The sequence below is a fragment of the Streptomyces sp. NBC_00178 genome, assembly GCF_036206005.1.
Lineage (GTDB): Bacteria > Actinomycetota > Actinomycetes > Streptomycetales > Streptomycetaceae > Streptomyces.
The window spans coordinates 19,584-45,573 of record NZ_CP108143.1 but is presented as its reverse complement, the minus strand read 5'-3'; the positions used below and the strand labels follow the sequence as shown (position 1 = coordinate 45,573).

The 25,990-nt window shown below is 67.6% G+C and carries 18 protein-coding genes, 1 tRNA gene and 3 pseudogenes; 12 read left to right on the top strand and 10 right to left on the bottom strand.

Annotation, left to right across the window (positions count from 1 at the left end):
• Positions 1-12: 12 nt before the first annotated feature.
• A pseudogene (locus OHT61_RS00205) lies at positions 13-549 on the top strand (IS5 family transposase); the annotation flags it as partial.
• A 9-nt stretch (positions 550-558) separates the two neighbouring features.
• On the opposite strand, the gene OHT61_RS00200 reads toward OHT61_RS00205, so the two are convergent.
• From OHT61_RS00200 to OHT61_RS00190, 3 genes are all read right to left on the bottom strand, one after another.
• On the bottom strand, positions 559-1,548 hold the full coding sequence (locus OHT61_RS00200; RefSeq protein WP_329033900.1) for a CehA/McbA family metallohydrolase: 990 nt from the start codon (positions 1,546-1,548) through the stop codon (positions 559-561).
• A gap of 233 nt (positions 1,549-1,781) precedes the next feature.
• Entirely contained in the window at positions 1,782-2,978 is a 1,197-nt protein-coding gene (locus OHT61_RS00195; protein ID WP_329033898.1) for a HEAT repeat domain-containing protein, read from the bottom strand.
• Positions 2,979-3,210: 232 nt separating this feature from the next.
• Positions 3,211-3,906 (bottom strand): SMI1/KNR4 family protein, encoded by a 696-nt coding sequence (locus OHT61_RS00190; protein ID WP_329033896.1) that lies wholly within the window; start codon positions 3,904-3,906, stop codon positions 3,211-3,213.
• Positions 3,907-4,599: 693 nt separating this feature from the next.
• Between OHT61_RS00190 and OHT61_RS00185 the strand changes: the two genes are divergently transcribed.
• The 8 genes and pseudogenes from OHT61_RS00185 (at position 4,600) to OHT61_RS00150 (ending at position 15,489) form a co-directional block, all read left to right on the top strand.
• Complete coding sequence (locus OHT61_RS00185; RefSeq protein ID WP_329033894.1) at positions 4,600-5,769, top strand: hypothetical protein; 1,170 nt, start codon at positions 4,600-4,602, stop codon at positions 5,767-5,769.
• Positions 5,770-5,785: 16 nt separating this feature from the next.
• A complete protein-coding gene (locus OHT61_RS00180) occupies positions 5,786-7,036 on the top strand; it encodes an ATP-grasp domain-containing protein (RefSeq protein ID WP_329033892.1) in 1,251 nt (416 codons plus the stop codon).
• A gap of 246 nt (positions 7,037-7,282) precedes the next feature.
• Positions 7,283-7,729: pseudogene (locus OHT61_RS00175) on the top strand (DUF2637 domain-containing protein); the annotation flags it as partial.
• Positions 7,730-8,709: 980 nt separating this feature from the next.
• Positions 8,710-9,120: a hypothetical protein gene (locus OHT61_RS00170; protein WP_329033890.1), complete on the top strand. Its 411-nt coding sequence runs from the start codon at positions 8,710-8,712 to the stop codon at positions 9,118-9,120.
• Positions 9,121-9,695: 575 nt separating this feature from the next.
• The gene (gene tap, locus OHT61_RS00165) at positions 9,696-11,837 is read left to right on the top strand and encodes a telomere-associated protein Tap (RefSeq protein ID WP_329033889.1); all 2,142 of its coding nucleotides are present in this window, start codon (positions 9,696-9,698) and stop codon (positions 11,835-11,837) included.
• A gap of 4 nt (positions 11,838-11,841) precedes the next feature.
• Positions 11,842-12,399, top strand: coding sequence for a telomere-protecting terminal protein Tpg (gene tpg, locus OHT61_RS00160; RefSeq protein ID WP_329033887.1), 558 nt, complete (start codon positions 11,842-11,844; stop codon positions 12,397-12,399).
• Between the two features lie 688 nt (positions 12,400-13,087).
• Complete coding sequence (locus OHT61_RS00155; protein ID WP_329033885.1) at positions 13,088-15,088, top strand: hypothetical protein; 2,001 nt, start codon at positions 13,088-13,090, stop codon at positions 15,086-15,088.
• On the top strand, positions 15,085-15,489 hold the full coding sequence (locus OHT61_RS00150; protein ID WP_329033883.1) for a hypothetical protein: 405 nt from the start codon (positions 15,085-15,087) through the stop codon (positions 15,487-15,489). The genes OHT61_RS00155 and OHT61_RS00150 overlap by 4 nt, the downstream gene beginning before the upstream one ends.
• Positions 15,490-15,859: 370 nt before the next feature.
• Here OHT61_RS00150 and OHT61_RS00145 read toward each other — a convergent pair whose 3' ends face one another.
• The 6 genes and pseudogenes from OHT61_RS00145 to OHT61_RS00120 all read right to left on the bottom strand — a co-directional run bounded on the left by OHT61_RS00145 (position 15,860) and on the right by OHT61_RS00120 (position 21,576).
• Positions 15,860-16,627, bottom strand: a complete 768-nt coding sequence (locus tag OHT61_RS00145; RefSeq protein WP_329033881.1) for a transposase — start codon at positions 16,625-16,627, stop codon at positions 15,860-15,862.
• Between the two features lie 265 nt (positions 16,628-16,892).
• The gene (locus tag OHT61_RS00140; protein WP_329033879.1) at positions 16,893-17,645 is read right to left on the bottom strand and encodes a transposase family protein; all 753 of its coding nucleotides are present in this window, start codon (positions 17,643-17,645) and stop codon (positions 16,893-16,895) included.
• A 96-nt stretch (positions 17,646-17,741) separates the two neighbouring features.
• A complete protein-coding gene (locus OHT61_RS00135; protein ID WP_443049332.1) occupies positions 17,742-18,470 on the bottom strand; it encodes a hypothetical protein in 729 nt (242 codons plus the stop codon).
• Positions 18,471-18,480: 10 nt separating this feature from the next.
• Positions 18,481-19,304 (bottom strand): annotated as a pseudogene (locus OHT61_RS00130) (IS5 family transposase).
• A 743-nt stretch (positions 19,305-20,047) separates the two neighbouring features.
• On the bottom strand, positions 20,048-20,812 hold the full coding sequence (locus OHT61_RS00125) for an SDR family NAD(P)-dependent oxidoreductase (protein WP_329033877.1): 765 nt from the start codon (positions 20,810-20,812) through the stop codon (positions 20,048-20,050).
• 122 nt (positions 20,813-20,934) lie between these two features.
• Positions 20,935-21,576 (bottom strand): ester cyclase, encoded by a 642-nt coding sequence (locus OHT61_RS00120; protein ID WP_329033876.1) that lies wholly within the window; start codon positions 21,574-21,576, stop codon positions 20,935-20,937.
• 279 nt (positions 21,577-21,855) lie between these two features.
• Here OHT61_RS00120 and OHT61_RS00115 point away from each other — a divergent pair, with 279 nt between their 5' ends.
• Complete coding sequence (locus OHT61_RS00115; RefSeq protein ID WP_329033875.1) at positions 21,856-22,518, top strand: TetR/AcrR family transcriptional regulator; 663 nt, start codon at positions 21,856-21,858, stop codon at positions 22,516-22,518.
• A 951-nt stretch (positions 22,519-23,469) separates the two neighbouring features.
• Here OHT61_RS00115 and OHT61_RS00110 read toward each other — a convergent pair.
• A tRNA-Ala gene (locus OHT61_RS00110) sits at positions 23,470-23,543 on the bottom strand.
• A 689-nt stretch (positions 23,544-24,232) separates the two neighbouring features.
• Between OHT61_RS00110 and OHT61_RS00105 the strand changes: the two genes are divergently transcribed.
• Both OHT61_RS00105 and OHT61_RS00100 read left to right on the top strand, forming a co-directional pair.
• A complete protein-coding gene (locus OHT61_RS00105) occupies positions 24,233-24,598 on the top strand; it encodes a DUF6193 family natural product biosynthesis protein (RefSeq protein WP_329033873.1) in 366 nt (121 codons plus the stop codon).
• A 994-nt stretch (positions 24,599-25,592) separates the two neighbouring features.
• The gene (locus OHT61_RS00100; RefSeq protein WP_329033871.1) at positions 25,593-25,943 is read left to right on the top strand and encodes a hypothetical protein; all 351 of its coding nucleotides are present in this window, start codon (positions 25,593-25,595) and stop codon (positions 25,941-25,943) included.
• The last annotated feature ends 47 nt before the right edge of the window (positions 25,944-25,990 follow it).

Genomic DNA, 25,990 nt, shown 5'->3' with positions numbered 1-25,990 from the left:
CCGAGGGTCCGCCTGCTGACTGAGCTGCGCGGCGCCGACCTGCTGGATCTTGAACACCGCGCTGTTGATGGCTCGCACGTCCGGGCCTTCAAAGGGGGGATCACGTCCCCCTCGCCAGTCGACCGCGCCCGGCCCCAAGCACCATCTGATAGTCGACGGGCACGGAACCCCGCTCGCCGTCACGCTCACCGGTGGCAAGTCACGACGTCACCCATCTACTGCCGCTGCTCGACGCGGGCCCACCGATCCGGGGGCTGCGAGGACGGCCGCGCCGCAAGCCGCGATACCTGCATGCCGACCGGACTACGACTTCGACAAGTACCGGCGCCTGTTGTGGAAGCGCGGCATCAACCGATGATCGCCCGACGCGGCGTCGCCCACGGCTCAGGGCTCGGCGAAGTCCGTTGGGTGGTGGAACGGGCCTTGGCCTGGCTGCACCAGTTCAAACGACTCCGGATTCGCTACGAACGACGCGCCGACCTTCATCAGGGCCTGCTCGAACTGGCATGCAGCCTCATGTGCCTCCGGCGCCTGCGGACCGGACGATGATACGGACGGTCAGTTGAGAAAGATCGGATTGGTGAGTGCGGCGACGTGCCCGCTGCGATGGCGGACCTCGATGCGGACGAACGCTGATTGCTCTGCTGTCGTGTCCCACTCCAAGGCTCTCGCCCCGGTATTGGGGAGGGGGACTCGGTGGACCTTTCCTCGATCGGTGTGGAAGCTGACGGTTCCCGTCGGCACACCTCGTACTGCCGCATGCACTTCCACATGCCCACCATGAGTCGCGAGCCGCTCGCCGACCCCGGCCACGTGGCCGGCCGCATGGGCGGTGAACCACACGTCCACATCCGCCGACTCGGCGATCCAGCTGCGGCCGGCGCAGATCCCGGCCAGCACTGCCTCCGTGCTCAGTTCATCAGCGAAGACCACGGTGTGAGGGATCCCGATCTGCCCTTCCAAGTGGGTATCGCTGTTGCCCATTGCCGGCCGCCACGAGCCCGTGCGAAGGTCCGCCGCGAGGCTCCGCCCCCATTCGGCCAGGGCCGCCTCGTTGTCGGCATTCCAAGGCCGGTCCGAAGTCCACAGTCCGTTCCACACCTCCACTACGTCGAAGCCAAGGAAGGGGAACATGAAGTCGCCCGAGGGGTAGGGCGTATGCGGGTGCGCGGCCACGCACAGGCCCCCTGCACGGTGGACCTGGTACAGGCACTTGTCCACCAGTCCGTCCCTGACCTGGTGGTTCCAGTCGACGACCGCGCCGGGATCGAGGCCAAGCGCGAGCCAGTGCCCGGTCTTCGTGGTCACCTCTTCGCCGAGAAAGACCAAGAAGTCATCGGCGGCCAGATGCCCCCACACTCCCGGGGCCGCAGCTGAGTTGTGCTCCGTCGTCGCGATGAAGTCGAGCCTGGCCGCCCGCGCCCGGACGGCCAACTCTTCGGGGGTGAGTTCCCCGTCCGAGTGGACGGAGTGGACGTGGCAGTCCCCGCGGTACCAGGCTGCCCCACGTCCGACAGCCCGCGCCGACGGGAAGCTCAAACGCGACATGGTTCTCCTCCCAGAGTCCTGTCGAGCCAACGCGCCAACGGAGGCGCCCCGTTCCATCCCCCCCGCTGAGCACGATCTCGGTCGAGACGGCAGACCAAGATCTCATTCTGAAACGATCAGTAAGTCACAACAAGCGGGTGCGGCTGAGCACCGCAGATAGCCCAGGCGGATGACTTTGATTCTCAGCGTCAAGCGGGGAACGCTATAGGTACGGGATGCGGTGGCGGGCGGCGTCATAGCAACGCGGCGATGCCGTCCCGGTTCTCCGGCAGCCCGGCCGCGCGGAACCACAACCAATTGCCGCCGATGCTGCCCGTCGCCTCGTCGGTGTCCACGAACGCCCGCAGCAGCGCGCGTTGCGCTGTGGTGAGCGAGTGGGCCGGGTCGTAGCCACCACCGGGAAAGGCCCGGAACAGGATCGGCCCGCTTTCGTGGTCGACGATGGATCTGTGGCCGGCGGCCACCATGGCGATGGTCACCGGTGCCACCTCCTCGAACGACGCGGCCAGATCCAGCGCGGAACGCAGCACGGTGAACCGGAACCACCCGTCGACCCCACGCAGCGGTTCGGGGAACCATCCGTCTGTGGTGCGCGGCTCCCGCAGCGCGTCGAGGAGCACGGCGAGAGCGCGAGGCCGGTCGACTCGGACGGGACCGAGCGCGGCGCAGACCCGTACGGCCGGGTCAGAGTCGGCGAGCAGGTCGGAGGTGTCCATCCCCCAAAGACTCAGCGCCCGCGCCACGGCGGATCGCTCCCGCCGACCCGTCATGATGCCCAGCCGGGCCCGCAGCAGCGAGGCGGCGCACGGTACCCGGTCGGCGAGGGCCGGGGCCGAAAGGAGCGGCGTTGCGACGCCGAGCGCGGACTCACAGATCTGAGGGTCGGAGGAGGAGAGGAACGGCTCGACGGCGTCGTACAGGGCAGGACGGATGACCCGGCACGCTTGCAGTGCGGCGAGCTCGTCGGGGTCGCGCTCGCCTCGCGTGTCCTCGTGCCAGGGCTGCCACTCCCAGTTGGCTCGGTCCCGCGCCGGATCCTCCCCATAGGCAGCCGACTCGGCCACCCGGCCCAGCCAGTCGAGCAGGGCGGCCCGCAAGCTGCGCGGCGGCCCGTCGTCCCACGGGAAGTGTCCCTCATGCTCGGCGAGGCACAGGGGATGGTCGAGGATCGCGGCGACGAACAGCGCCGCGGGCGCGGTGACCGTGTACAGAGAGCCCTGATGCAGCACGCCCATGTCCAACGCGGCCAACGCCCCGGACCGCACCTCGGCATCCTCGTCCACGAGGGAGCACAGGGAGACGGATATGTCCTCGCCGGAGCCGTAGGCGTGCCGGTGAGAGGCCCAGTCCGTCTCCAACAGGAGTTCTTGAGCCACTGCTGGCAACCCGCTCAGGATCCGCGTCATGCGGGCACTCTCGTTGTCCGTCATGCATGCACCTTGCCAGTTCCCACCGACAACGCCCCCTCTCGGAAGCCCACGGGACAGAACCAGCGCTCCACCGCAGCGGGACCATCCACCGCCCACTGGGGCCAACTAGCGCGCTCAAGACCCACCTATAGTGCTCAGTCACAACAGCAGCTGTGACCGAGTGTTGTAGTTGGCCCGTGTGGACAACTAACACTCATCGTGACGATGACGCTGTGTCGTGCGTCCCGGGTGCTCAGTGTCGGGCGTTCGTAGATGGCTGGTGTGCAGTGAGCTCCGCCTGTTGCAGCCAGTCGATGTACCAGCGGGCGAAGGTGACCGGCTTCCCGGCCTGGTCGAGGAGCGGGACGAGGTCGGTGTCATCTGCCCGGCAGTCGGACCAGATGGTGCCGCGGTGGGTGCCGCTGATGATCAACCACTCCCTTTGGGCGCAGCCGAGGTGAGAGATCACAATGGCGCCGGCGGTCCGCTCGGGAGCGAACATCAGGGGTTCCCAGCGTTCGTCCCACGCCTCGATGGCTTCGTCGAAGTCCTCGATCTCCTCGAAGTCCTCTTCCTCCGGGCGCACCGCGAGAAGTGCTTCGAGGTCTTCGGCATCGGGGCCGTGGTCGGGAAACGGCCGGGCGAGCATGGTCAGGTCGGCGAGTTCGGCGCCATCTCCTTCCCAGCGCCAGCGGCCTTGCACGCGGCGGACGGGGAAGAGGCCGTAAGCGGGACCCGCGCCCCCTGCGCCCACAGAGGTGAGGAAATTCCGGTAGTCATCCGGAAACCGCACACCCATCTGCGCTTCGAGTTCGGCAAGCCCATCATCGGTCAGCGGGTCTTCCAGCGCCCACCTGTGCCCGAGTGAGCCGAACACCTTGCTACTCGTCGGTTGGGTACCCAATGCGGCTACGCGCTGACGCACACCGTTCCACTGCTGATCAACCATGCGTAGACAGTACGGGGGACCAGTGACAGGTCTTCTCGGTCGGCTGTGCCGCTTGAGAACTGCGCCAGCACAACGCACCGCCCCCGGCATTGGAGCTGCCGGGGGCGGTGCGCGTCGCATCGTAGCCGGAACCCTGCATCGGCCCCTTGTTCGGAGTTCTGGCGGTTGCCGCAAGAGCTTCGCTGGAGCACCGTCCTGATCACCGGTACTGCCACGGCCGTGCTCGTCTTTCACCTCGCGACGTCACACTGTGCGGCACATGGCTCTGGCGGAGCCTCTCCCAGGTCGAGCTCGCCACCGCGGAGTGGGTGGACCGGTATTGCCAGCGTCGGCTACACGGTGGGTAGGGCACGTCCCCGTCGAATGCGAGACCAACTACTACCTCTCGACCGCGAAACCTCCAGGTCACAACCACAATCGCCCCCCTGCGAGCGTGCCTCGTGCCAAGCTCCGAAGGGTAGCTGTGCGTACGCAAGATCCGGGCGTGAGCCCCGTGAACGGTCCCCGGCACATGGAGGCGGTACTCAAGGTTCGCCTTAGGTGCCAGGCCACGGTCAAGGAAGCCCACCGGGGCAGTGAGTGACGAGTATGACACCTATCGAACTTGACGGGCCATCAGTCTCACACGTGTACTTGCCTAGTCAAAAAAATACGTTGCGGCACGCCGCCCGGCATACTCGATCGAGGCACTGCATGAAGCAGGACGATCTCTTCTCCGGCATCAAGGACATCCCGGCGACAACGGGGCCGGACGCTCTCCCTCACCAAGCCCTCAGAATCCGCGAGTACGTCCTGTCCGAGCTGCCGGCAGACCTGACTGCCGTGGCACGGCAGGAGATGACCTACGCCGACCTCGCCGGCAAACAGTGCCGGATACTCGAAGAGGCTGCCGACGCTCTCCCGATCGGTGACATCGGCGAGGCACGCGTCGTTCAACTCGATCTGCTCTTCATGCTGAACGGCTATCTGCCCGCCGGCCCTGAGGCATACCCGCAGCCGCTGCTGGACGCCATATCCGCACAGTGTGCGCGTCATCCCTCGCTGGATCCGCACATGAGTTACGAACTCCTGATCGATGTCAACAGCGAGCAATGGCAACTTCACGGACACATGCGGGTGTTCAGCGAAGGTGAACTCGGGCTTCTCGAGCGTGACTTCTACCTCGGTCACCACCTCGCGGAGCCGGCGGTGCGGACAGCCTTCGACCTGCTGAGCTCGATGGTGTCGGATCCGTCTCCGGACAGCCTCGCGCCCGGTCTGGAGGAGGCGGGCCGGAAGCTCGACACTTTCCGGGTCGACATGGCCCGCTACGGCAAACTGACCAAAGAGGCGTTCAACTCCTTCCGGAAATACCACATGGGCCACCAGGACGGACCACGCGGGGCCAGCGGTGCCTTCATGCCCGGCGTGCAACTCCTCGAGTTGGTTCTCGTCCCGCCGACCGAGGAGTACGAGGTGTATCTCGACCAGTCGATGCACTACTTCCCTGTGTGGTCCCGGCCTCTCATCGCCGACTGGCGCGGGCGCTCCGCCATGGGCGAGAACATCACCGATGCGGTGCTCGACGGCCGCCTCAAACTGGATCAAGACGCCGTCACCGCGCTGCTCGGCGTCCTCGACAGGTTTACCGACTTCCGTATGGTCCACCTCGGAGTGACCAGGAAACTCATCCCGGAGGCCTTTGAGGGGGCCGGCGGTATGACCCGCAGGACCATCGCCGCACAGTCCGGGGAGCGCAACATCCTGACCGGCGGCAATCCGGGGACATCCGGATTCAGCGTGCGCAACGTACTCACCAACGCGGTCTACCGGCTGCTGGCCGCACGCAAGGAGATCGAGTCCATCCATGCTGACGCGAACTGACGCCCGGGGAGCCGAGATGAGTCAACCACAGGTGGCGGTCGTGGACGCCTTCAGGACGACATACGGTTACGGGGACGCATGCGCCGCCTTGGGCGCCGGGGTCATCCAGATCCAGAGCACCCCCCGGCTTCCTCCGACCGTGACACCGGTGGACCCGTCGAAGTTCACCCGGTATCTGGTGAACGACGGCGACCTCGACCGTCTCACCGACACCTTGGCCGCTCTCGGAACGCAGGTCGTGATGGCTGCACGCGAGACAGGGGTGGAACTCGCGGACGCGCTCTCCGAGAGGCTCGGCCTGGCGTCCAACGGGACCGCACTCAGCAGCGCTCGTCGCAACAAGTACGTTCAGATCGAGCGTCTGAGGGCGCAGGGCGTCCCTGTCATGCGTCAGATAAGAACCGCCGACGAGGCGGAACTGCGGGCCTGGCACGAGGCACTCGGAGGCATGGCGGTGGTCAAGCCGCTCCGCAGCGCCGGCGGGTACGGGGTCACGTTCTGCAGTACTCCGGACGAGTCCGCGGCCGCGCTCTCGTCGCTCCTTCGCAGTCTCACGTTCCACAACGAGCGCAACACCCATGTGGTTGCGCAGGAGTACCTGGTGGGTGCCGAATACATCGTCAACACGGTCAGTTGTGAGGGCGTCCACCACATCACCGACGTCTGGAGCACCGACCGCATCACCGCCAACGGGGTGCCGGACCTGGTCGTGGCCCAGGTGCTGCTCCGCTCGGACGACCCGTCGGTGGGCGAGCTGGCGCCCTACGTCCACCAGGTGCTCGACGCACTCGGCATTCGCTACGGAGCGGCGCATCTGGAGATCAAGCTGACGCCGGACGGACCGCGGCTGGTCGAGGCGGCAGCCCGGCCATCCGGGCTGCCCTATTTCGTGGAGGAAGCCATCGGCGAGGGCCAGTTCGAGTGGTCCGCCGACGCCTACCTCAGGCCGGAACGCTTCATGGCGCGCGCCGGGAGCCCCTACCGGCGCCAGACCGCCTTCGCCTGGGCGGCACTGGCCTCGCCGGTATCAGGACGACTGGTGCGTTATCGCGCTCTGGATGAGGTCGAGCGTCTGGAGAGCTTTCGGGACATGAGCCTCTTGGTCGAACCCGGTGATCGAATAGTGCCCACCACCTATGATTTCGAGTATCCGGCGACTCTCACCTTGAGCCACCCCGTGGAGGCCGTCCTACGGCGTGACCTGAACACACTTCGCTTCCTGGACGGCGCGGGGATGTACGAGGTGGAGGAGGAGCCCGAGCCCTGAGCTCCCCGGCGCCGCGACCACACGTGCTCTCGCCCGCCCCGCTGCCCTGACGCCGGCGAACGGCTCGGGGGACCGCAGCCCCGTCCCGGGGCGGGCGAGGCCAGGCCGCGTCGCGCCGGAGTCCGTCCTAGGGCCTCCACAGCGGGCACTCCACCGGCCCCCAGCGGCGTGAGAGTGTTGTCCGACGTGACCCATGATGCGCAGGAGGGGCCAGCGACAGTGGGGGCAGCGAACTCGGGAAGTCCCGTGCAGCTGACTCGCGCGCATCGCGTACTCATCGGGGTCGTCGTCGCCGGCGCCGTACTCATCGCCGCGATCGGTTTCGCCGGCTCGTACGCCGCCGTACGCGAACTCGCGGAGGAGAAGGGCTTCGGCCAGTTCTCCCTGGTCTTCCCGATCGGCATCGACGCGGGCATCTGCGTCCTGCTCGCGCTCGACCTCCTGCTGACGTGGATGCGCATACCGTTCCCGCTGCTGCGCCAGACAGCCTGGCTGCTCACCGCGGCGACGATCGCCTTCAACGGCGCGGCCGCGTGGCCCGATCCGCTGGGCACCGGCATGCACGCGGTGATCCCGATCCTGTTCGTCGTCGCCGTCGAGGCCGCACGGCACGCCGTGGGCCGGATCGCGGACATCACCGCCGACAAGCACATGGAGGGCGTCCGGCTGACCCGCTGGCTCCTGTCGCCCGTGCGGAGTAGCACGCCGGCCCCTGGTCCACCTACCGGTGTAGCGGACCTGGTCGTCAGCTCAAGGGCCGAGCCTATGGCATGGACGCAGGCTTCCAAGCGCGCGGTCGAGTGCCAGGGCCACAGCAAGGGGGCGCCGAAGGCCATCACCTCCACCGAATCCCGACGGTTGCCAGCTTTTCTGCACGGAGTGTCTCGTAGATCAGGCTCCGTACTGGCTTTGCCCATGAGTACGGGTTCTGGCTCAGGTTCTGTGGTGCGGCCACACTGAGTGAGCGGATCAGCCCGCGGTTGACCAACCCCGATGGCGAGAACGAACCCCCGGGTTAGTCTCCTGCCTTGGCTGCAGACTTCTTGCTGAGGAACTGCTTCGCTGCCTCAACCGCTTCTCCGTTGAGTTCTTCGACGGAGACTCCCCAGCTCTCCTCCCAACCGTCTAGGTTGTGCGCGCAGTGCACAAGGGGTTGTAGCTCTTCGGGGTAGCCGAGATCATAGGCGATGTCTGCCCAGATGAGGTGAGTGCCGGCGGCGGGATCCAGGGACCCGTCGGCGATCTGACCGGCGATCCAGTAGGCCAGCGCCCACTCTGTGGCCCGGGGTCCGCAGGCGGGTGGAAGAGCAGTCCCAGCTCCTCCAGCACTTGGTCGAAGAGCTCTGGCGCTTCGGGCTCTTCGCTCCGGAGGAGTCCAGCCAGCGTGGCCAGGGACGGGCTCTCGACCCCAGCAATCAGCGCGTCCAGACCTGTCTGAATGAGCCGGTCCGACCCGACATGTCTGCCGAATGCCCGCTCCCGCGCGATGTGTCTGAACTGATCGAGGGCGCCGTCGCTGGTCATCAAGGTCTTCTCCGTCGACATCTGGGAGGGGAAGGCTTGCACATCCGTCGACGCCGCTGCCATCGAGTTCCGCCCCGCAGCCCGACGGGGTATACGGCGTCTTCACCCTCGGGAGCGGCGGATTCTTCGGACCCGAACCCGCACCGCCCGTGCAGCCGGACGTCGTGTTCGTGGCGGGCATCGACCCCGGGGAGTTGCTGGACCGGCTGGGCTCCGTGCCCGCGACCGCCAGGCCGCGCAGCCGGGAACAGGCGCAGCTGTCCGCCGGCGCGCCCTGGGCCGCGCACCGCCCGATGGTTCGGGCCGGGTCCTGCGGCGATGGGTGGTTGTACGCCACGCAGGAGGGCGGTGACGCCCAGTTCGGCCGTCTCGAGGTGCTGGGACGGCTGTCCAGCGGAACCCGGGTGGTGCGCCTGACGAAGCAGGGACCCGAGGTGCGCGTGAGCGTCGTGGAGGACGGCACGGAGCGGACGGAGGCAGGCCACCGGGTCGAATCGCCGCGCGAGGACTACGTGACCACTGGCGCGACGAGCTGGCGGCGGACCTGGCCGACTGGCTAGGGCTGTCCCGTGATCCCTGGTGGATCAGCGCGCGGCGTCGGATGCGGTGCATCGCAAGGCGGAGGGACGTCCGCATACTGAGTGTATTCGGGCGCTCCGGCAACGCGGCGAGGCGCCGTAGCTGTTGTCGCGCGCCCGCCGGGGATCACGGAACACCCCTTTAGGATCGTGGTGAGTTTTCCGGCCTGCCACTCACCACGGCAGGTCAGGCGCGGGTGCGACTACTCACCACGTCGAAGCCGCGGCACCCTGCGCCACTGGAAACTCTTCTTGTCGAACCCTCATTACGGCGCACACCCGGTCGACACGACACGACCCGGCGGGCGGCGGCACGAAAGGCACCCGCTGCGCGCAGATGACCGGGGGTGGAGCTCGGTCGCTGGTGCCAGACACCAGCCTCCCGCACCCGGGCCCCGACACCCTGGCACACGGGGGAGCGGCAGTGCTCAGCGGGCCGAACCGCGGGCCGTTTCGCTGCCCAGCTCATCATCAACCCACGGACTCTCCCATGAATGGGTTAATGGGCAGGTTAAAAAGTTGGCTAAGTGCTGCTAGTGTTTGGGGTGGAGGTAGTGATGGCATCCGAGGAAGAGCTGTTCGCGAACATCGACGCCCTGCTGGAGGAGGAGCCGCAGCTCCCGCCGCCGGCGGAGCGGGCCCGGCTGCGTGAGGCCGCCGGTATCACCCAGGCCCGCCTCGCGCAGGCGTTGAAGTCGACGACGCAGACGGTGAAAAACTACGAGAACGGCCGCTCCGAGCCGAAGTCGCCGCGCCTGGAGGCGTATCAGCGGCTGCTGAACGGGTGGGCGGCGAAGTACCCCGCCCACGGGGCTCCCGCCGCCCCGGCCCCGGCGGGTGTGCCGCAGTCGCCGGTCTCGGAGACGTTCACCGGCACGTTCACTGGCCCGGCTGCCCCCGAACCGCGGACGCGGACGGAGACCGCCGCACCCGTGGACGCTCCGTCCACGCCGGCGGCACCCGCCGTTCCGGTCGCGCGTCCGGCGACGGCAGCGCGCCGTCCGGCCGTGAAGAAGGCTGCAAAGCCCGCAACCGACCCGCGGTTCCCGCACGGCCCGCTCGCGGTGCTGGACGGCGACGGCTCCGCCTTCGGTGTCGACGGGATCGTGCTGTACTGCCCGGCCACCACCGTGCCGCAGCTGGTGGAGTGGACACTCAAGGAGTCCGGTCTCGGCGCCGGCAAGCTCAACCGGTACGGCAAGGACTCCGACCCGCTGGTCGTGCTCACCGCGTCGGCCGCAGTGAGGCTGGGGCTGCCGGAGCGACTGGAGGGACATGAGCAGCGCCGCTCACTGCGCCTGCCCGAGGACCACCCGGTGGTCAAGCAGGTGGTCAAGGCGAAGTGGCAGCTCACCCAGCGCGGCTTCGGCCCATGGGCCCGGATCTACCGCAAAGCGCAGGGCCGCGACCGGCAGTGCGTGCAGCTCGCGATCCTGTCCTGGGACGCCCTCGATGACCGCTCCTGGCCCGGCGTGACGGACATGGAGCCGGCCGACATCGCACGCATCCTTGGCACCTACGCCACCCGGGTCACCACCCCGCGCGGCTCCACCGCCGTCTCCGGCCTCGAGCTGATGACCGCGCTGCGCCCGCCGACCCGTGCCGTGCAGGACCCGCAGACCGGGAACTGGGTGTCGGGCCACAACCCAGGCTCTCTGGGCACGCAGCCGGTGGATCCTGCGCCGCCGGAGGCCACGGCGGAGCATCCCGTGGTCGTGAACTCCGGCTGGAGCGGGGGTTTCCTGAACGAGGAGGCCTACCAGTGGGTGCGGTCGGTGGACACGCTCTCGGATGAGGAGTGCACGCTGCCCTTCGCGGTCGGCCTGGACCTGAACACCGCGTTCCTCGCAGCCGCCGCCCGCCTGGTCGTCGGCCTGTCCGCCCCCGACCACTTCCATCACCCGACCTTCAACCCGAAGATCCCCGGATCCTGGCTCGTCGACCTCTCCCACATCGACCTGGACCCCCGCCTGCCGTCCCCGTTCACCCCCGACGGCACACCCCCCACAGAACCCGCCTGGTACCAGACGCACACCGTCGCCTACGCCCAGGAGCTCGGCCACAACGTGGCTCCTCTGGAGGCTTACCTGCGCAGGGAGACCGGCGCGTACCTGGACCCCTGGCACGACCGGCTGCGCACCGCGTACGTCGACACCCTCGCCGACCTCGGTGTCACCAAGGACCTGTCGGACGCCGAGTTCCTCGCCGCGATGGAGCAACACAAGCAGGCCGATCCGGCGCTGGCCGCCGTCCTGTCCGCGATCAAGGCGACCGTCAAGGGCGGGGTCGGCAAGCTCCGTGAGCGCCCTCAGGGCAAGTCCTACAAGCAGGGTGAGACGTGGCCGGCCCTGGCACGGCCGACATGGCGTCCGGACATCCGGGCCGCGGTCATCTCCAAGGCCCGGGTCAACATGCACCGCAAGCTGAACAACATGGTCAAGCTGACCGGCCTGTACCCGCTCGCCGTCCTGTCGGACTGTGTCGTCTACCCCTCGCCGGGCGAGAGCCCGCTGGACTTCCTGCCCTACGCCACCTCCGGGAAGCCGCAGCCGGGCGGGTTCCGCCTCGGCCCGACACCCGGTCTGGCGAAGCTGGAGGGCGTGCAGTCGATGCTGTGGGCGGTCGACCTGATGGAGAAGGGCCTGAACCCGGCCCGCCACATCAAGGGCGGCGACGCCGTCCTGGACGAAGGGGAGTAGACCCGTGGGGGAGATCGACGACGCGATCGAGCGGGCCGACCGAGAAGCGTTCACCAAGAACCCGCCCAAAACCCTCAAGGGCCAGATCGGGTTCCTGCTCAAACAGCTCGGCAGCGCCAAAGCCGTCGCGCTGGAGCTCGGGGTCACCGCCGACTCGGTGAACCGCTACCGGCGCGGCGCCCGCAAGCATCCCCGGGCCGACGTTGCCGCGAAAATCGACGACGCCGTACGGCAGCGGTGGCAGCCCTTGGTCCGCAAGCGCCGGCAGAAGCAGGCCGCCGCCACGAGCGGCATCACCGTGGAGACGAGGGCACGGTTCGGCTACTCCGCTGCGGTCGGCACGACCGACGACGGACGCTTCCGACGCCTCACCGTCCACCTCCCACCCGCCTACGCACAACGCCTCTTCGACGCCCGCAACACCGGCGCCAGCGACCAGCAGATGCGCACAATCATCGCCGAAGGATTCAAAGACATCTATTTCCAGGACGGCGGAAACCGCGCCCTCGGAATCTCAGACGTCGCCATCAACGACATCGATTACCTCGACCTGGATTACTAAATCGATCAGGCGGGGCTCCGTGATGCAATCATGTGACTGAGCGCTTCAGTTGGCCAGTGAGCGTTCGATCTGGCCAGTTGAGCGCCGCCATTTCCCCTGGTCAGAGGGTCGTGATGCTAGAGAGCTGCACTCCTCGGAGTGCGGCCTTGGGTATCGCGCCCGCAGGCAATGGTGTGCGGGCGGAGCCCCCTGCCCTGATCCTGCCACTCAGGCCCCGTTCGCCCCGACTCGGGACCGGGTGGCCGGGGACAGCTCGCGGGTTCGAGGAAGGCAGCCTGGGCGCTCCGGACGTGGTAGCCGGGCCGGTCTCTCGAGTTTGCGCAGCTATTGAGCCTGGAGTCGCACGGTATCTGTCGGTGCGTCAGAAGAAGTCCAGTAAAACCACTTTGAGCGATGGTCAGCGAACCGGTAGGGTGCGGCCGACGCCGTTGATTGCGGCGGTCAAACGCCTGCGCGCGCGGACCGAGGTCTGCAACCGCACGACTTGGGCTCCTCTCCGCCTGCGACGGCCTCGCCGCCACACACGTAGAGCACTCGAACTGCCGCTGACCGACGTGACAACGCTACGAAACCCTGAACGGACTGAGGTTCTTCAGAGGCGGAGTGGGTGCGTGGCAGCCCGGATGGCGCCGCGTGACGCGCGGCCAACGCCGGCGTACTACACGCCGGCCATCCAAGAAGGCGCCCCATGAGCAGCAGTTCCAAGCCGGACCGTGGCGAGACCCGTGAGATCCAGGTCATCCCGGTCAGCGGATTCCGAAACGACAACGGTGAGTTCGAGCACCGTGTCCCGCCGGTCAGCCAGACGACCAAGGCCCAGACCCAGCTCGGCAAGCTCGGCGGAGTTCTCCTTAGCCCCAGCCACATCGAGCGTCTCGCCCACCTGGCCACCGACCCCCAGGAGCTCGAGCTCAGCCGGGGTGAGCGGCACCGGACGCCGTTCGGCTGGCTGACGACGCTGAACTTCCGCGCGTACGCGCCGATGATGTCCCCTGCGGTGGAGAACGACCGGTTGCTCGCGGACGCGAGCTACGCCGCCGACCCCAAGGCGCCCCGCGGCCGACTCGCGCTGTCGATGCCGGCCCCGCACGACCGGTACGCGACGCTGGTCCACGGCGACGCGTTCGAGGCCGTGATGGAGGCCGTGGACCGGGCCGCGATCGCCGTGCAGAAGGACAACCCGCAGGACGTAGGGGAGCGCATCGTTGAGCGCTCGCTGACGCTGGTGCCGGCGACCTTCACCGGCTCCCCCGACTCGGTCGGCGAGGACTACACGGCCGTGGACGGCAACTGTCGGCTGATCTCCTGCCTGGTGCTCCTGCCGGTCGAGCGCGGATGGCTGACCGGCGACGCCCGCGACCACACCCGGATCCGGCTGCTGCCCTCGTACCTCATGCGACTGCCGCTCGTTGCCCGCCGTGAGCTCGTCCGCAAGATCGCCAAGGTGGCCCACAAGCGACTGGCGCAGCCGCCGAAGGGTACCGAGGCGGACCAGCGGGAGCGGAACGAAGCGGCGATCGCGCTCAACGCGCTCACCGTGCCGGTCCAGGTGATCGTCGGCTACGAGGACGACGACCCGCAGCGCGGGATGGAGCGCTTCCCCGCCGCTGTCCGCAGCGTGCTGGTGCGCATGAACGTGTCCGCCAAGAAGTTCTCCCCCGGCTCCCAGCACGCCGTCGTCGCCGAGGAGATGGCGACGGCCCTCTACGACGAGGGCCTGCTGGATGGCGGGCAGCCCGACAAGGACCTGGCGACGGCGCGGCGGGACGTTCTGATCGGCCGCGAGCAGGTGCCCGAGGGGATGCGCCTGCTTGGCCTGGACGACCTGCCCGACCTTCGCTTCGCCCAGATCGTCCAGGAGCTCACCCGCAAGGGGCACGCCTTCAACCGCCTCGTGCGCTCCCAGCTCGGTAAGACTGGTCTCTACCTCAGCCACCGCAACGGGCCGGTGGTGGAACTGGGACTGCGTTCGTACTCGGCGAGCGTCGAGACGCCGAAGCACCTGGACTCGATCCGCAAGGCGCTGGACACCGGCTGCCTGTGGCAGGACCTGGTCGACACCGAGTGGACGGTGGAGAACGCCGCCACGGACCACGCCATCGACGGCCTCCGGGACCGCGCCCACGCCAACGACACCCAGGCCGCCCTCGTGCTCGGCGTGCTCGGCATGGTCGCCTTGGTGGTCACCGGTCACCTGCGGGCCGCCGCCGGCTCGGCCGAGGAGACGGTCGGCACCACCATCGCCCGTACCAGCGTCGGGCAGATCATCAAGGGCCTCCTGGAGACCGGGCCGGGCCGCGAGCTCTTGGCCGACGCCGTGAAGCGGTCTCGGGCCCGCCGGCCGCTGCGCTGGTGGGACAGCGAGTCCAAGTCCCTGGTCGAGCAGCCGTCGGACTGGGCGACCTCCACCTTCAACGCCTACCTGCGCCAGGCGGTCCGGCACGGCTTCACCTCCGAGGCGGAGCGCAACAACCCCGCCGCCAAGGAGGCCGCGAGCCTCACCCGGTTCCAGGAGGCGGTGTTCACCGCGAAGGACCGGCTGATGGACCTCATCGAGATGCGCGACGAGAACGGCACTGACGACAAGATCGCCTGGCTCGAGGTGGAGTCGACGTTCGGGATCCTCGCGGGCATCACCGCTCGCCTCGGCAAGATCGCCGAGTCGGAGCCCCTGTCGGACAGCTGGTGAGCGCCCTGGTGTGGCAGGGCGTCGCCACGATGACGCCCGAGCGCTACGCCGTGCTGGCCAGCCTGGTAGGCCCCTGGCTGGAGGAGTACCGGGACTCTCCGATCTGGATCGGGGAGGACAGCGGGAACGAGCGTCGTGCCATCTACATCCCGGTGAACGGAGAGGGCGTGGCCTGCTACTGCGGACGGACCCGACCCGAGCGGGCGCTCTGCGGGGGCGCCGCTTCGGTTCGTATCCGTCAGCACATGACGGAGTCCAGGTCCAAGCGGGAGGAGTGGTCGGCCTACTGGGTGCTGCCGCTCCGCGCCGATACCCCGGCTGTCGTGGTTAGTGAGTTGGAACGTACGGTGGCCGCTCGCCTCGGCGTTCCCCTCGTCAATCGCCGCTGGCGTCGCCACTGACGATCCGTCCCGGGGGTGGGACAACCGCCCCCGGGACGCGACGTTTGGACGCTGATTCGCACGTACCCTCGCGCGGCCGCACGGTCGTGTGACGGAGGAGTGGAGCTACACACGTGGTGAGTACGTCCCCGGATGACGGACAGGATGGGATGATCTTGTATCCTCGTCCCGCAGCTCGTGGCCCTCCGCACGGACCACGCCCTCCCGGAGGCTGGAGGGCGAGCAGGACACAGCGGCACTCTGTTGTCAGTGCCGGGTGGAAGACTTCTCCAATGACATTGAGGTCTCCCAGCTTTCTTGATCTAAGGCTTGTCCCGTAAATGATCTCTGAGTCGCCGGGGGTTGGGCGATCGTGGTCGGGTCCGGCCGTCTATCCGGCGAGGGCGAGGTTGTGCAGGCGGGCGATGCCGAGCATGGCGTGGTGGACTCCGTCCCCTCGGAGGCGGCAGTCGCGGAGGATCTTCCAGGTCTTCATGCGGGCGAAGACGTGCTCGACGCGGGCCCGGACCTGCTTGTGGGACTTGTTGTGTGCTTCCTTCCAGTCGGGCAGGTCTTCGCCTTTGCGCCGGCGGTGGGGCATGACGAGTCCGGTGCCCGGGTAGCCGCCGTCGGCGATCGTCCGGGTCTTGCCGACGGCGGCTCTGGCGCCGGATTCCTCCCACGCCTTGCAGTCGTTGCGGTTCCCAGGCAGCGGCCGGCCAACCACGACGACCAGGCGGGTGTCGGCGTCGATGACGACCTGGTGGTTGGTGGAGTAACGGTAGTTCTTCGACTGCGCGGCAATGGCGTGGTCGCGGGTGGGCACGAGGGTGCCGTCCACGATGAGGACAGTGTCCTTGGCGAACCGCTTGCGCGGCTGGAGTGCGAGCATCGGTCCGAGGTGGTCGATGATGCGGTCGGCAGCGGACTTCGAGACACCGAACAGCGGAGCGAGTTGCCGCATGGTGAGGTTTGTGCGCCAGTACGCCGCGACCAGCAGGGCCCGGTCCTCCAGCGGAAGGCTCCACGGCCGACCCTTGCGGACCGCATCCGCACCCTCACGCCGCAGCACCGTCAGCAGCTTCCCGAACTGTCTCGGGCTCAACCCGGTGAACGGGGCTATCCAAGACGGCTCCGACGCCGTGATCACACCAGCCACGCAAAGATCATCCCAGGACCAATAGGGTGCGTCTCATCGGGCCAACGAACTGGAGACGCATGATGCAGCAGGACGAAGCCCTGCAACTCGCCGTGGCGTTCCTCGCCCGCAGCCAGCGGGCGGACGAGCCACCCCTTGCCGTCGACGCAGAGCGAGTCCGCGAGAGTGGCCGGCTGCTGATCGTGCCCTACAACTCCGTGCAGTACCTGGCGTCGCGGAACGACAGGCAGATGTTGTTGGACTGCTGGAGCCTTTTCCATCTTGATCAGGTGGCGAGTTCGAGGGCGATGACGGCGCGGACGACGGTGGTGATCCGGGTGGTGCTGCAACGGAGCTTCCGCAGGAGCCGCCAGCATTTGAGGGTGGCCATGGCTCGTTCGCCGAGGCTTCGGATCTTGGCGTGATCGCGGTTGTGACGCCGGCGCCAACCGCGCAGACCTTTGCCACGGAACGGGACGCGGACAGCAGGACCTGCGCCCTGATACGCCTTGTCCGCCCAGCACTTGATGCCATCGGCGGCGAGAGCGGCGGGAATGCCGTGGGTCCGGGCCGCGGTCAGATCGTGTACTGCCCCGGGCAGCGCGTCCGAAGCCCAGATCAGACGGCCGGCTGGATCCGCGAGTACCTGCACGTTCATCCCGTGGTGCTTCTTCTTCCCCGAGTAATACGGCTGGTCGGCAGCGATGCGGTCGATCGGCAGCACGGTGCCGTCGAGGATCACGTACGCCTTCCTCCGCACGGTCCGCATCGCCTGCTCCAGCGTTGGTGCCTGAGCGGCCAGGAGGTCGACGGCCTCGCGTATGTATCGGTAGACCGTCGCTATCCCGACGCGGAAACCTGCTGCAAGGCGGGCGTAGGTGTCGCCGCAGCGAAGGTGCGCCAAGACGAGCAGGGCTTGCCGGCCGCAGGTCAGGCGACGCCATCGGGAGCCGATTCGACGGCGGTGACCTGCGAGGAGACCGGAGAGGTGCTGCAGGGTGCGGCTGGACAGATCGATGCCGGACGGGTAGACAAGCACGCGAAGGCTCCTGGCGGACTGGTGATCTTGGTCGTGAACCCGTCTACCAGGGGCTTTCTTCATGTCCGCTGCCGGGGCCGCCCGTCTAACCTCCCGTCAGGTTGGAAACAGCTCACTGATCGTTTCAATATGAGCTGGTGGGGTGCTTGGCGCCGGGATGCACCGTAGGTGAGCAGTCATGAACGGCCACCGGCCGGTGGATGACCGTCCCAGCGCGGTCTGCGCGTCGACTGTCGCGAGCACAGTGTCAGCCAGTTCTTCGGCGGACTGTCCGCCACCCGCGTCGATGCGAGCCAGGCCCAGCCTGTCGATGGCCTCGATCATCAGTGCCTGGTAGCGCTCCGTGCGGGCCAGGAACTTGTCCATCAGGACCCGTTCCTCGTCTGCGGCTGATTCATAGGAGCCCGCAGCGTGAACGCGGGCGCGTACTAGCGAGTCGCCAGTGGTGAGCCATACGGCTGCCGCGTGCGGGACCTGTAGCCTGGCGACGCGGACGGGCCAGAGTGCCGACCCCTCCAGGACCAGGCCCGGACTGCCGCGGTCGCTGGCCGCACGGGCCGTGATCAGCTCTTCGATGCGGGGCCAGAGCCGATCGTAGTGGTCGAACACAGACGTGATCAGCTCGTCCACCGTAAGTGATCCGTAGTGCTCAGCGACGTGCGCCGGCACCTCCCACTCCGGGGTTCTCCAGGGCCGGCCTGGGTGCTGGGCCATCGCGTCAGTGCTCAGGTACTCGAACCCGATTTTTGCCGCCACCTCTTGGGCGACGGTCGACTTCCCGACGTTCGATGTCCCGCCGATCAGGACCACTCGTAGATCACGCACACCGACGACCCTACTGATCCTTCTGGGACGGTGCCTGCAGTCGGCGGAGACAGATGATGCAGCAGGCCAGTTGCAGGAGACCGTGGTGGAGGTCGGCACGGCGTTCGTAGCGGATTCGTAGGCGCTTGAACTGGTGGAGCCAGGCGAAGGTGCGCTCGACAACCCACCGGGTCTTCCCCAGGCCGGAACCATGCGCGACACCCCGCCTGGCGATGAGTGGCTTGATGCCGCGCTTCCACAGCAGGCGACGGTACTTGTCGAAGTCGTAGCCGCGATCGGCGAACATCCGCTTGGGCCGGTTCCGCGGGCGGCCCGTCAGCCCGCCTATGCGAGGGATCGCGTCGAGCAGGGGAATCAACTGTGTGACGTCGTGATGGTTTCCGCCGGTCAGCGAGACCGCGAGCGGTATCCCCTGGCGGTCCACGATCACGTGATGCTTGGATCCGGGCCGCCCACGATCGACCGGTGAAGGCCCGACGTGATCTCCCCCTTTGAGAGCCCGGATGTGGGAGCCGTCGACTGCGCAGTCGTCCATGTTCAGCGCGTCTGCAGCGCGCAGCTCAGTCAGCAGGGCCTGGTGCAGGGCCGGTCAGACCCCGGCCTCGGTCCAGTCCCGCAGTAGGCGCCAACAGGTGATGCCGGAACAGCCCACCACCTGCACTGGAACGTCACGCCAGGCAACACCCCTGCGCAGCACGTAGATGATGCCTGCCAACGCCACCCGGTCAGACACCGGAAGGCGGCCGGGGTATACCGGTGCCGACGTTCCTGTCGCGGCGGCAGCAATGGAGCTATGCGGTCCCAGAGCTCATCCGGGACAAGATCGGCAGACACCCGCCAGACCCTGCCTGCCAAGATCGCCAGAACCAGTCGCCACGCCGATCTCATTCTGAAACGATCAGTTAGGCGCTGGAGCGCAGTGCCGACGAGTCCGCGGCCGACGCCGTCGCGGACCGTCGGTTGGCGGTTCAGGCCATCGGCCGTGCCGCTCTCGCGTCCCCGGGCATCCTCGGCCGTCGCGAGGGCCCGTCCTGGTCTGGCACTTGCCGCCACCGCAGGTCCGGTGCCCCGGCGTGTCGCCGCCTTCCTCGCGGAGCGCCACGCAGGCGGTTTGCGCGGGCTTCTGGCCCGGTGTGTCGCGGTCATCGCGCTGCTGGCCTGCCTGGTGCTGTCGGCGGGTGCCTCATTCCAGGCGGCCGACGACCTCCATGACGGGGTTGAAGTGGCCCAGGGAGAAGTCCGCGGCCGGTGAGCTTGTTGCGTCCTGATCGCGCAGGTCACGGGGCCGGCGTGAGTGTGAGTGGCGGACTTGTGCCGGTGGGGAACGTGATCATTCAGGGGAGGTCGTGAGGGAGGTCGTGAGTCCCCGCGGTCAGGGTGTGCGGTCCTGTTTGGGGTCGTTGAACGTGTGTGGTGTTGGTTTGGTGTGGTGGGGCTGGAGGGGTGGGGCCGGTGTGTGGTCTCACCCCTCCAGTTGTGTTTGGTGGTGTGTTGTGGGCGGGGTCATTGTCCTCCGGGTTGGTGGGGGGTGTGTGCGTGTGTGTGGTGTGTGTTTGTTTGTGTGGTGGGTGTGGGTGTTACCAGGCGCTTGCTCCGCCGTCGACGGGGTAGTTGGCGCCGGTGATGAAGGAGGCGCGGTCGGAGGCGAGGAAGGCGGCGAGTTCGACGATTTCTTCGGGTTGTGCGAAGCGCTTGAGGAGGACTTTGCTGGTGACGGCGTCTCTCATGGCCTGGTTGTTGCCGAGGTCTCGGTCGCTTGCGGGGGTGAGGACGGGGCCTGGGCTGATGGCGACGGCTCGGATTTTGTGGGGTGCGCCTTCGAGTGCGAGTTGGCGTGTCATTCCGATGACGCCGGCGTTGGCTGCGGTGTGGGCGATCATGGGGGGTGTGGAGCCTGCGATGAGTCCTGCTTCTGATGCGACGTTGATGATGACGCCGCCGCCGCGCTGGACGAGGTGTGGCCAGGTGTACTTGGATACGAAGAAGGGGATGTCGAGTTCGCCTGCTTCGGTTGCGCGCCAGTCCTCGATGGAGAAGTCGGGCATGGCGCCGAAGCGCATCATGGCTGCGTTGTTGTAGACGGCGTCGAGTCCGCCGTAGGCGGCTGCGGCTTTGTCGGCCATCTGGTGTACCTGGTCGGCGTCGGTGAGGTCGACGGGGGCGATGCTGGTCATCTCACCGCCGGCTTCGTGTACGAGTTCGGCTGTTTCGGTGTTCTCGTCGGCGTGGATGTCGACGCCGACGATTTTCGCGCCTTCCCGGGCGAAGATCAGGGCGGCTACGCGGCCCATGCCTCCTCCGGTGCCGGTGATGAGTACTACCTTGCCGTCGAGGATTCCCATGATGTTCTCCTGTTTCTGAGGTGTGGGTGCCCCGCTGCCGCCTTGCGTGGTGCACGCGCGGCAGCGGGGTGTGTGACTGCGGTGGCCGGCCTCGCCTTCGGGGCGGGGCGGCTTGGGAAGGGTTACCTGGTGCTGGTGCTGGTGCTGGTGCTGGTGCTGGTGCTGGGGGTGGCGGAGCCGGGATCGGTCTTGCCCTGGAGGGCGTCCAGGAACCTGCCGAAGTTGCCTTCCGACCAGTGCTCGACGGACTGGCCGTGGATCACGCGGTCGATGGAGATGCCGCTGAGCACGACGTGGCGGTTGGATGCGGGGATGCCGAAGATTGTCCCCGTGTGGTCGCCTTCGAAGCTCCAGCGCGTGACGACTTTGTCGCCCTCGACGATCTGGTCCAGGACCGTCATCTTGAAGCCCTTGAGGCCCGCCTTGATGTTCAGGTCGCCCTTGATCCAGTCGGCGCGCTGCTCGGGTCCGTTGAACCCGTGCAGGACCAGGTCCTTGGAAATGTAGCGGTCGAAGCCGGCGGCCAGGTCTCCGTTGTAGCTGGCGTAGTAGGCCGACGTGACCTGCAGCGGCGACAGGTAGTGGTGCTGCGCGGAGTGGCTTGTGGGGGTCTTGTGCGCGTCGTGGTCCTGCGCCATGGCCGGGACGGTCGCGGCGAGTGCGGCTGCGATGGTGAGGCCGGCCACGATGCCGGTGGCCCTGCGCCGCCGTCCCGTTGCGGACGCGGGAGAGGTGACGGACGCCCGGTCATTCTTGCTGTTCATGGAGCACCCCTGAGAAATGAGCCGGTGACTGCCAGCCACCGGAATGTGCTTGACGAGGCAAGCATGCGTCTGGATCTGACAGACGTCAAGCGAGACTTCTGACAGACGTCAAGCGTCGATCTGACAATCGTCAAGTGGGGCGCCTATGCTTTTCCCGGACGCCTGCGGTCCGTGGACGGGTGGTCTTGCCGGCTGCCGGGCCCGGCGGGTCCGAAGAAGTACCCGTCCCCGAGATCCGCGGGTGCGACGTCAGTGGCCGCTGCGAACGAATGGTGAAGAATGACCGATCGAAACCGAAGGGCCGCGAAGTCGCCGGCACGGAGCAGGTACGCCCCTGCGCAACTGGATGAGGGCGAGATTCTCCGGCGCGGGCTCGAGGCCTTCGCGGAGCTCGGCTATGCCGCGACCACGGTGCGGGAGCTGGCGCGGCGCCTTGAGGTGAGCCACAACTTCATCAATGACCGCTACGGGTCGAAGGACACCTTCTGGCGCGCTGTCGTGGACTTCGCGATGCGGGATGACCAGGACGACTTCAACCGTCAGCTGGCCAAGCCGGGCGATGACGACGAGCACCTGACCGGTGTGATCGTTCAGCTCTACCGGCGATCGGCGAACGCCTCGGCGAAGAACCGGCTGCTGGCGGATGAGTCGACCCGCGACTCCGAGCGCCTGGACTACCTGCATCAGCGCTTCATCCAGCCGTTCTGGGACAGTATCGAGCCGGCCGTCAACAACCTCGTGGCAGCCGGCCGTATCCCGCGGGTCCCCCCGCATGTCCTGTACACCGCCATCACAGGACCCGCGCTGGCACTCGCCCAGGATCCCGTCGCCGACCGCCTGAACCCAGCGGCCGCGCCAGCGGCGGAACAGGACAGGGAAAGCCTGGCCGACACACTCTCCAGCCTCGTCCTGCACGGCCTGCTCCGTCCGTGCGGACAGTGATCTGCCTTCCCCCGTGGCAGAGCCGGGACCAGCCCGGACACCAGCCCGATTCGCGCCGTCCGCCAGCTCTGCGCGCTACGTGGCAGCGCCTGTACCCACCGTGTGAACGCACGGGGGCCGTCAGGAGACCGGCGTGATCGCTGCCCAGGCCTTTCGCTGCCGCGCGGTGATGGGAGGCCCGCGGTGATGGGCGGCCCGCGGTGATGCCGCTGCGGAGTTCGCGAACACCGTACGGGCCCGTTGGTGGGGAGTGCCCATGGCTGGGTGCGGTGCGGTGCGGTGCGTGTCGTTCGTGCGGGTGCGGACCTCGGCGGCGTGGCGGCATCGGGAGGAACGGTTACGGCCCGGCAGGGGTTGCTCTGCCGGGCCGCACCCGTGCGCGGTCGGTGTGTGCTGCTTCGGCTCCCGTGGATGTCGCAGGGATCGCTTGCCTGACGGCTCGTGCACGGTTGGTGGTGGGACGTCGAGGGCCAGGGCGGGGTCTCGGTCCTCAGGTCTGCCGGGCCAGGATCCGGTCTGTTCGCTGCTGGGACAGGAGGCCGGCGATGGCGTGGACGGTGTCGTCCATGTGCTCGCGGCGGCCGGGACGGCGTGCCGGGGCCCGCCGGTTCTTCAGGTGGGCGATGCCGTGTCCGGTTCGGATGCGGCGTGAGGAGTGTGCCTTGCGCTGACGCCCGTGCGTCTCCTCGTACCACTCCGGGGCATCCTTCTCGAAGTTGCGGTGCGGTGGTGTCGCGACGCGTCCGCGGGTCTGAGCTCCGAGTTGCTGGTTGCCGGCATCGGTGAGGATCTCGACCGCTGGGCCGCCGGTCAGGTGCCTGACCAGCTGGCTTTGTTCATGAGAACCGCTTCTGGCTCAACTTCTGTGATGTGGTCACTTGGGGAGACAACCGAGCCGCGTCCGAGGTCGAGAAGAAGGAGAAGCGCCTGGTCCTCAAGATGAAGCTGGGAGGGGGCTGGCCGGATTCGAACCGGCGTCCTCCTACATGCCGTGAAGGCGCCACAACCGCTGCGCTACGAGCCCCATCCCTGCCGCGATCATACGAGCTGCCGTCGCTCCGCCGCCTCGGATTTTGGGGAAGCATCACTCAGAGTGGCCCCGTCACAGAAGTCGAGCCAGAGCCCCAGTGGTGCCGTCAGTTGTTCACGGGCTTGGGAGGCACCCAGATCCACGGTCGGGTGATGTTCCCGAGTCTCGACAGCGCTGGGGTACTTGTCCCTGCCCGAGGGCACCGTTCCGCTCCAAGCCGTCCGTGAACTGCTCGTGCACCCTCAGCTCACGCCCTCTGCCCGGGCTCGTCAGAACGACGGTCTTCGCCTCCGCGAGCGACGGGGGCACGCCCCGAGCAGTTCACGCGTGATCACCACCGCATCAAGCACTGCGACCCGGCGCTCACTCAGCAGCCGCTGCACGGGCGCCATCCGGCAGTCCCCTGTCAACAGTGGCCGGCACTCGTCGACGAGCACTTCAAGGCGGGCCGTCCTCTCCGGGCTCAGCCCGCTGATCGCCTTCGCGCTGTTCCTTCCCTCGCAGATCCGAGACTCCTCCCTCGATCATCCCGGACGCTTGGGCATCAGACTGACTTCATTTCTCGGATTCTGCCTCAGGTTGTGTGGAGTCGGGGTGCTGCACCTGCCGCGAGCAAGGTGCTTGCCTCGCTCCCCATGGCTCGATGCATGGTTCTGACACCCTGCTCCTATGGATTCAACAGGCATGGCGGAGGACGTCATCACCGAGGCCGAGTGGATGAGTCTGCTCGCTTCGGATCGCGTGGACGGTGATCTGGTGCGCGCCGCCTACGCCGAACCCAGGCTGCGGCAGCTCTTTCCCCGGGTTGGCATGTGGGAGCTGCACTTCAGCCGGTGCACTGAGCACCCCCGCACGTGGGAGGTGCCCTGCATAGCCCCGCGACGGGGTGGAGGGTACGTCGTGGCAGGACCGTCCAGGGTGGAATTGGTCGGTGAAGCCGACACCGCCGAGGCAGCCGTGGAGATGGTGGCGAACCGTCTGCCTCCAGGCTGCGGTCGAGCGGTTGTCGCCAACCGTCACGACCTCGCTGCTTTGACACAGGAAGGCTGACGATCGGGCCGCGATTTCCCCGAGCGATAGCTTTCACAGAAGTTGAGCCAGAGCCGGTTCTCACGAACAAAGCCCACCAGCCCTCACTCGCGGGCGTGGGTGATGTCCGCGCAACTGCCGGGTCCGGTCGGGCTGCAGAACAGCAGTCGCCCGTCCCTGCCGGTGGGGACCATGGCCCGTTACGGTGTTCTGCTTGTTCCTGGCCGGAGAAGAACATCCCCCCGGTCATTGCTGCCGGCGGCCGGGCGGCGGATCCGGATCCCGGTTTTGTCGGTGATGCCGCTCTTCCCGGCCTGGCCGAGGCGCTCCGCAGCCTCGGCCAGGGAGCGCAGCCGCTCCTCGGGGCTGACGGGCTGACGGGCTGACGGGCTGACGGGCTGACGGGCTGACGGTGCACCCTTGCCCGGTGAGCATGGGCGGGCGCGCCTCGCCGGCAGGCCGGGTGACCGTCGAGCGGTCCTTGACGCCGAACCGGATGGCCGAAACGTCATGAGTGACCCTGTGGCGGGGGTGCACGAGTGTGGCCGGGAGCCGGTCGACGGGACACCATCCGGTGCTTGGCACCAGCACGCACGGCACGCTTCCGCGGCCTGGACGCAGCCTGGCCTGGTGCCGTTCATGCCGTAACGGGCCCTCCCCGGGGTTGAGTTCCGCATGCACAGGGGCCGAGAATCCCGTGATCCTCCGGTCGCCGGTGATCGCTGTGCGCGTCGCGTTCCCCACCACGGCCATGATCGCCGGACCGGAGCCCGGCGTCCCGCCGTGACCGTGACCGTGACCGTGTACGAGTTCGTTTCGCCGGCGGGAGGGCATTGGTGCTTGGCGAGCTTTCTTCCGCTGCACCTTCCTGGTGTGACGCATGTCAACTGTTCGCTGAGTAGCGGATCTTGAATACCCGATAGATACTTGCTCAATCAAGCAGATTGGTTTGTCGTGGTGGAGTGGTTCACCGGCGGCGGCCTGCTGCCACGTTCGTGCGCGAAGGAGTACACACATGACCATGCGTAAGCGTCTCGCCGGTTCCGCCGTCGCCCTTTCGGGAGCCGCCCTGCTCGTCGGCGCCGCGGTCGCCCAGCCCGCCACAGCCGCCACAATTCCCTGGGGTCAGGCCAACTTCTACTCGGGGGCGGACTACACCGGCACGGTGTATCCCATCCCCGCCACCGACACCCAGTGCACGAACCTGTCGGAGCCGGCCCTTTCCGTGGCCAACTTCAAGTACGCCTCCGTCGTGGCCTTCTTCGGCGAAGACTGCACCCAGCCCTACGGGAACGTCACCGGCCTGCACCAGGCCAACCTGCCGGTCCCGGTGAAGAGTTACTACGTCATCCCCTCCTGGTCCTAGCCCGCCTGGCAAGAACCCGTCCTCCAGCTGAGGCCGTCAAGGCGCGG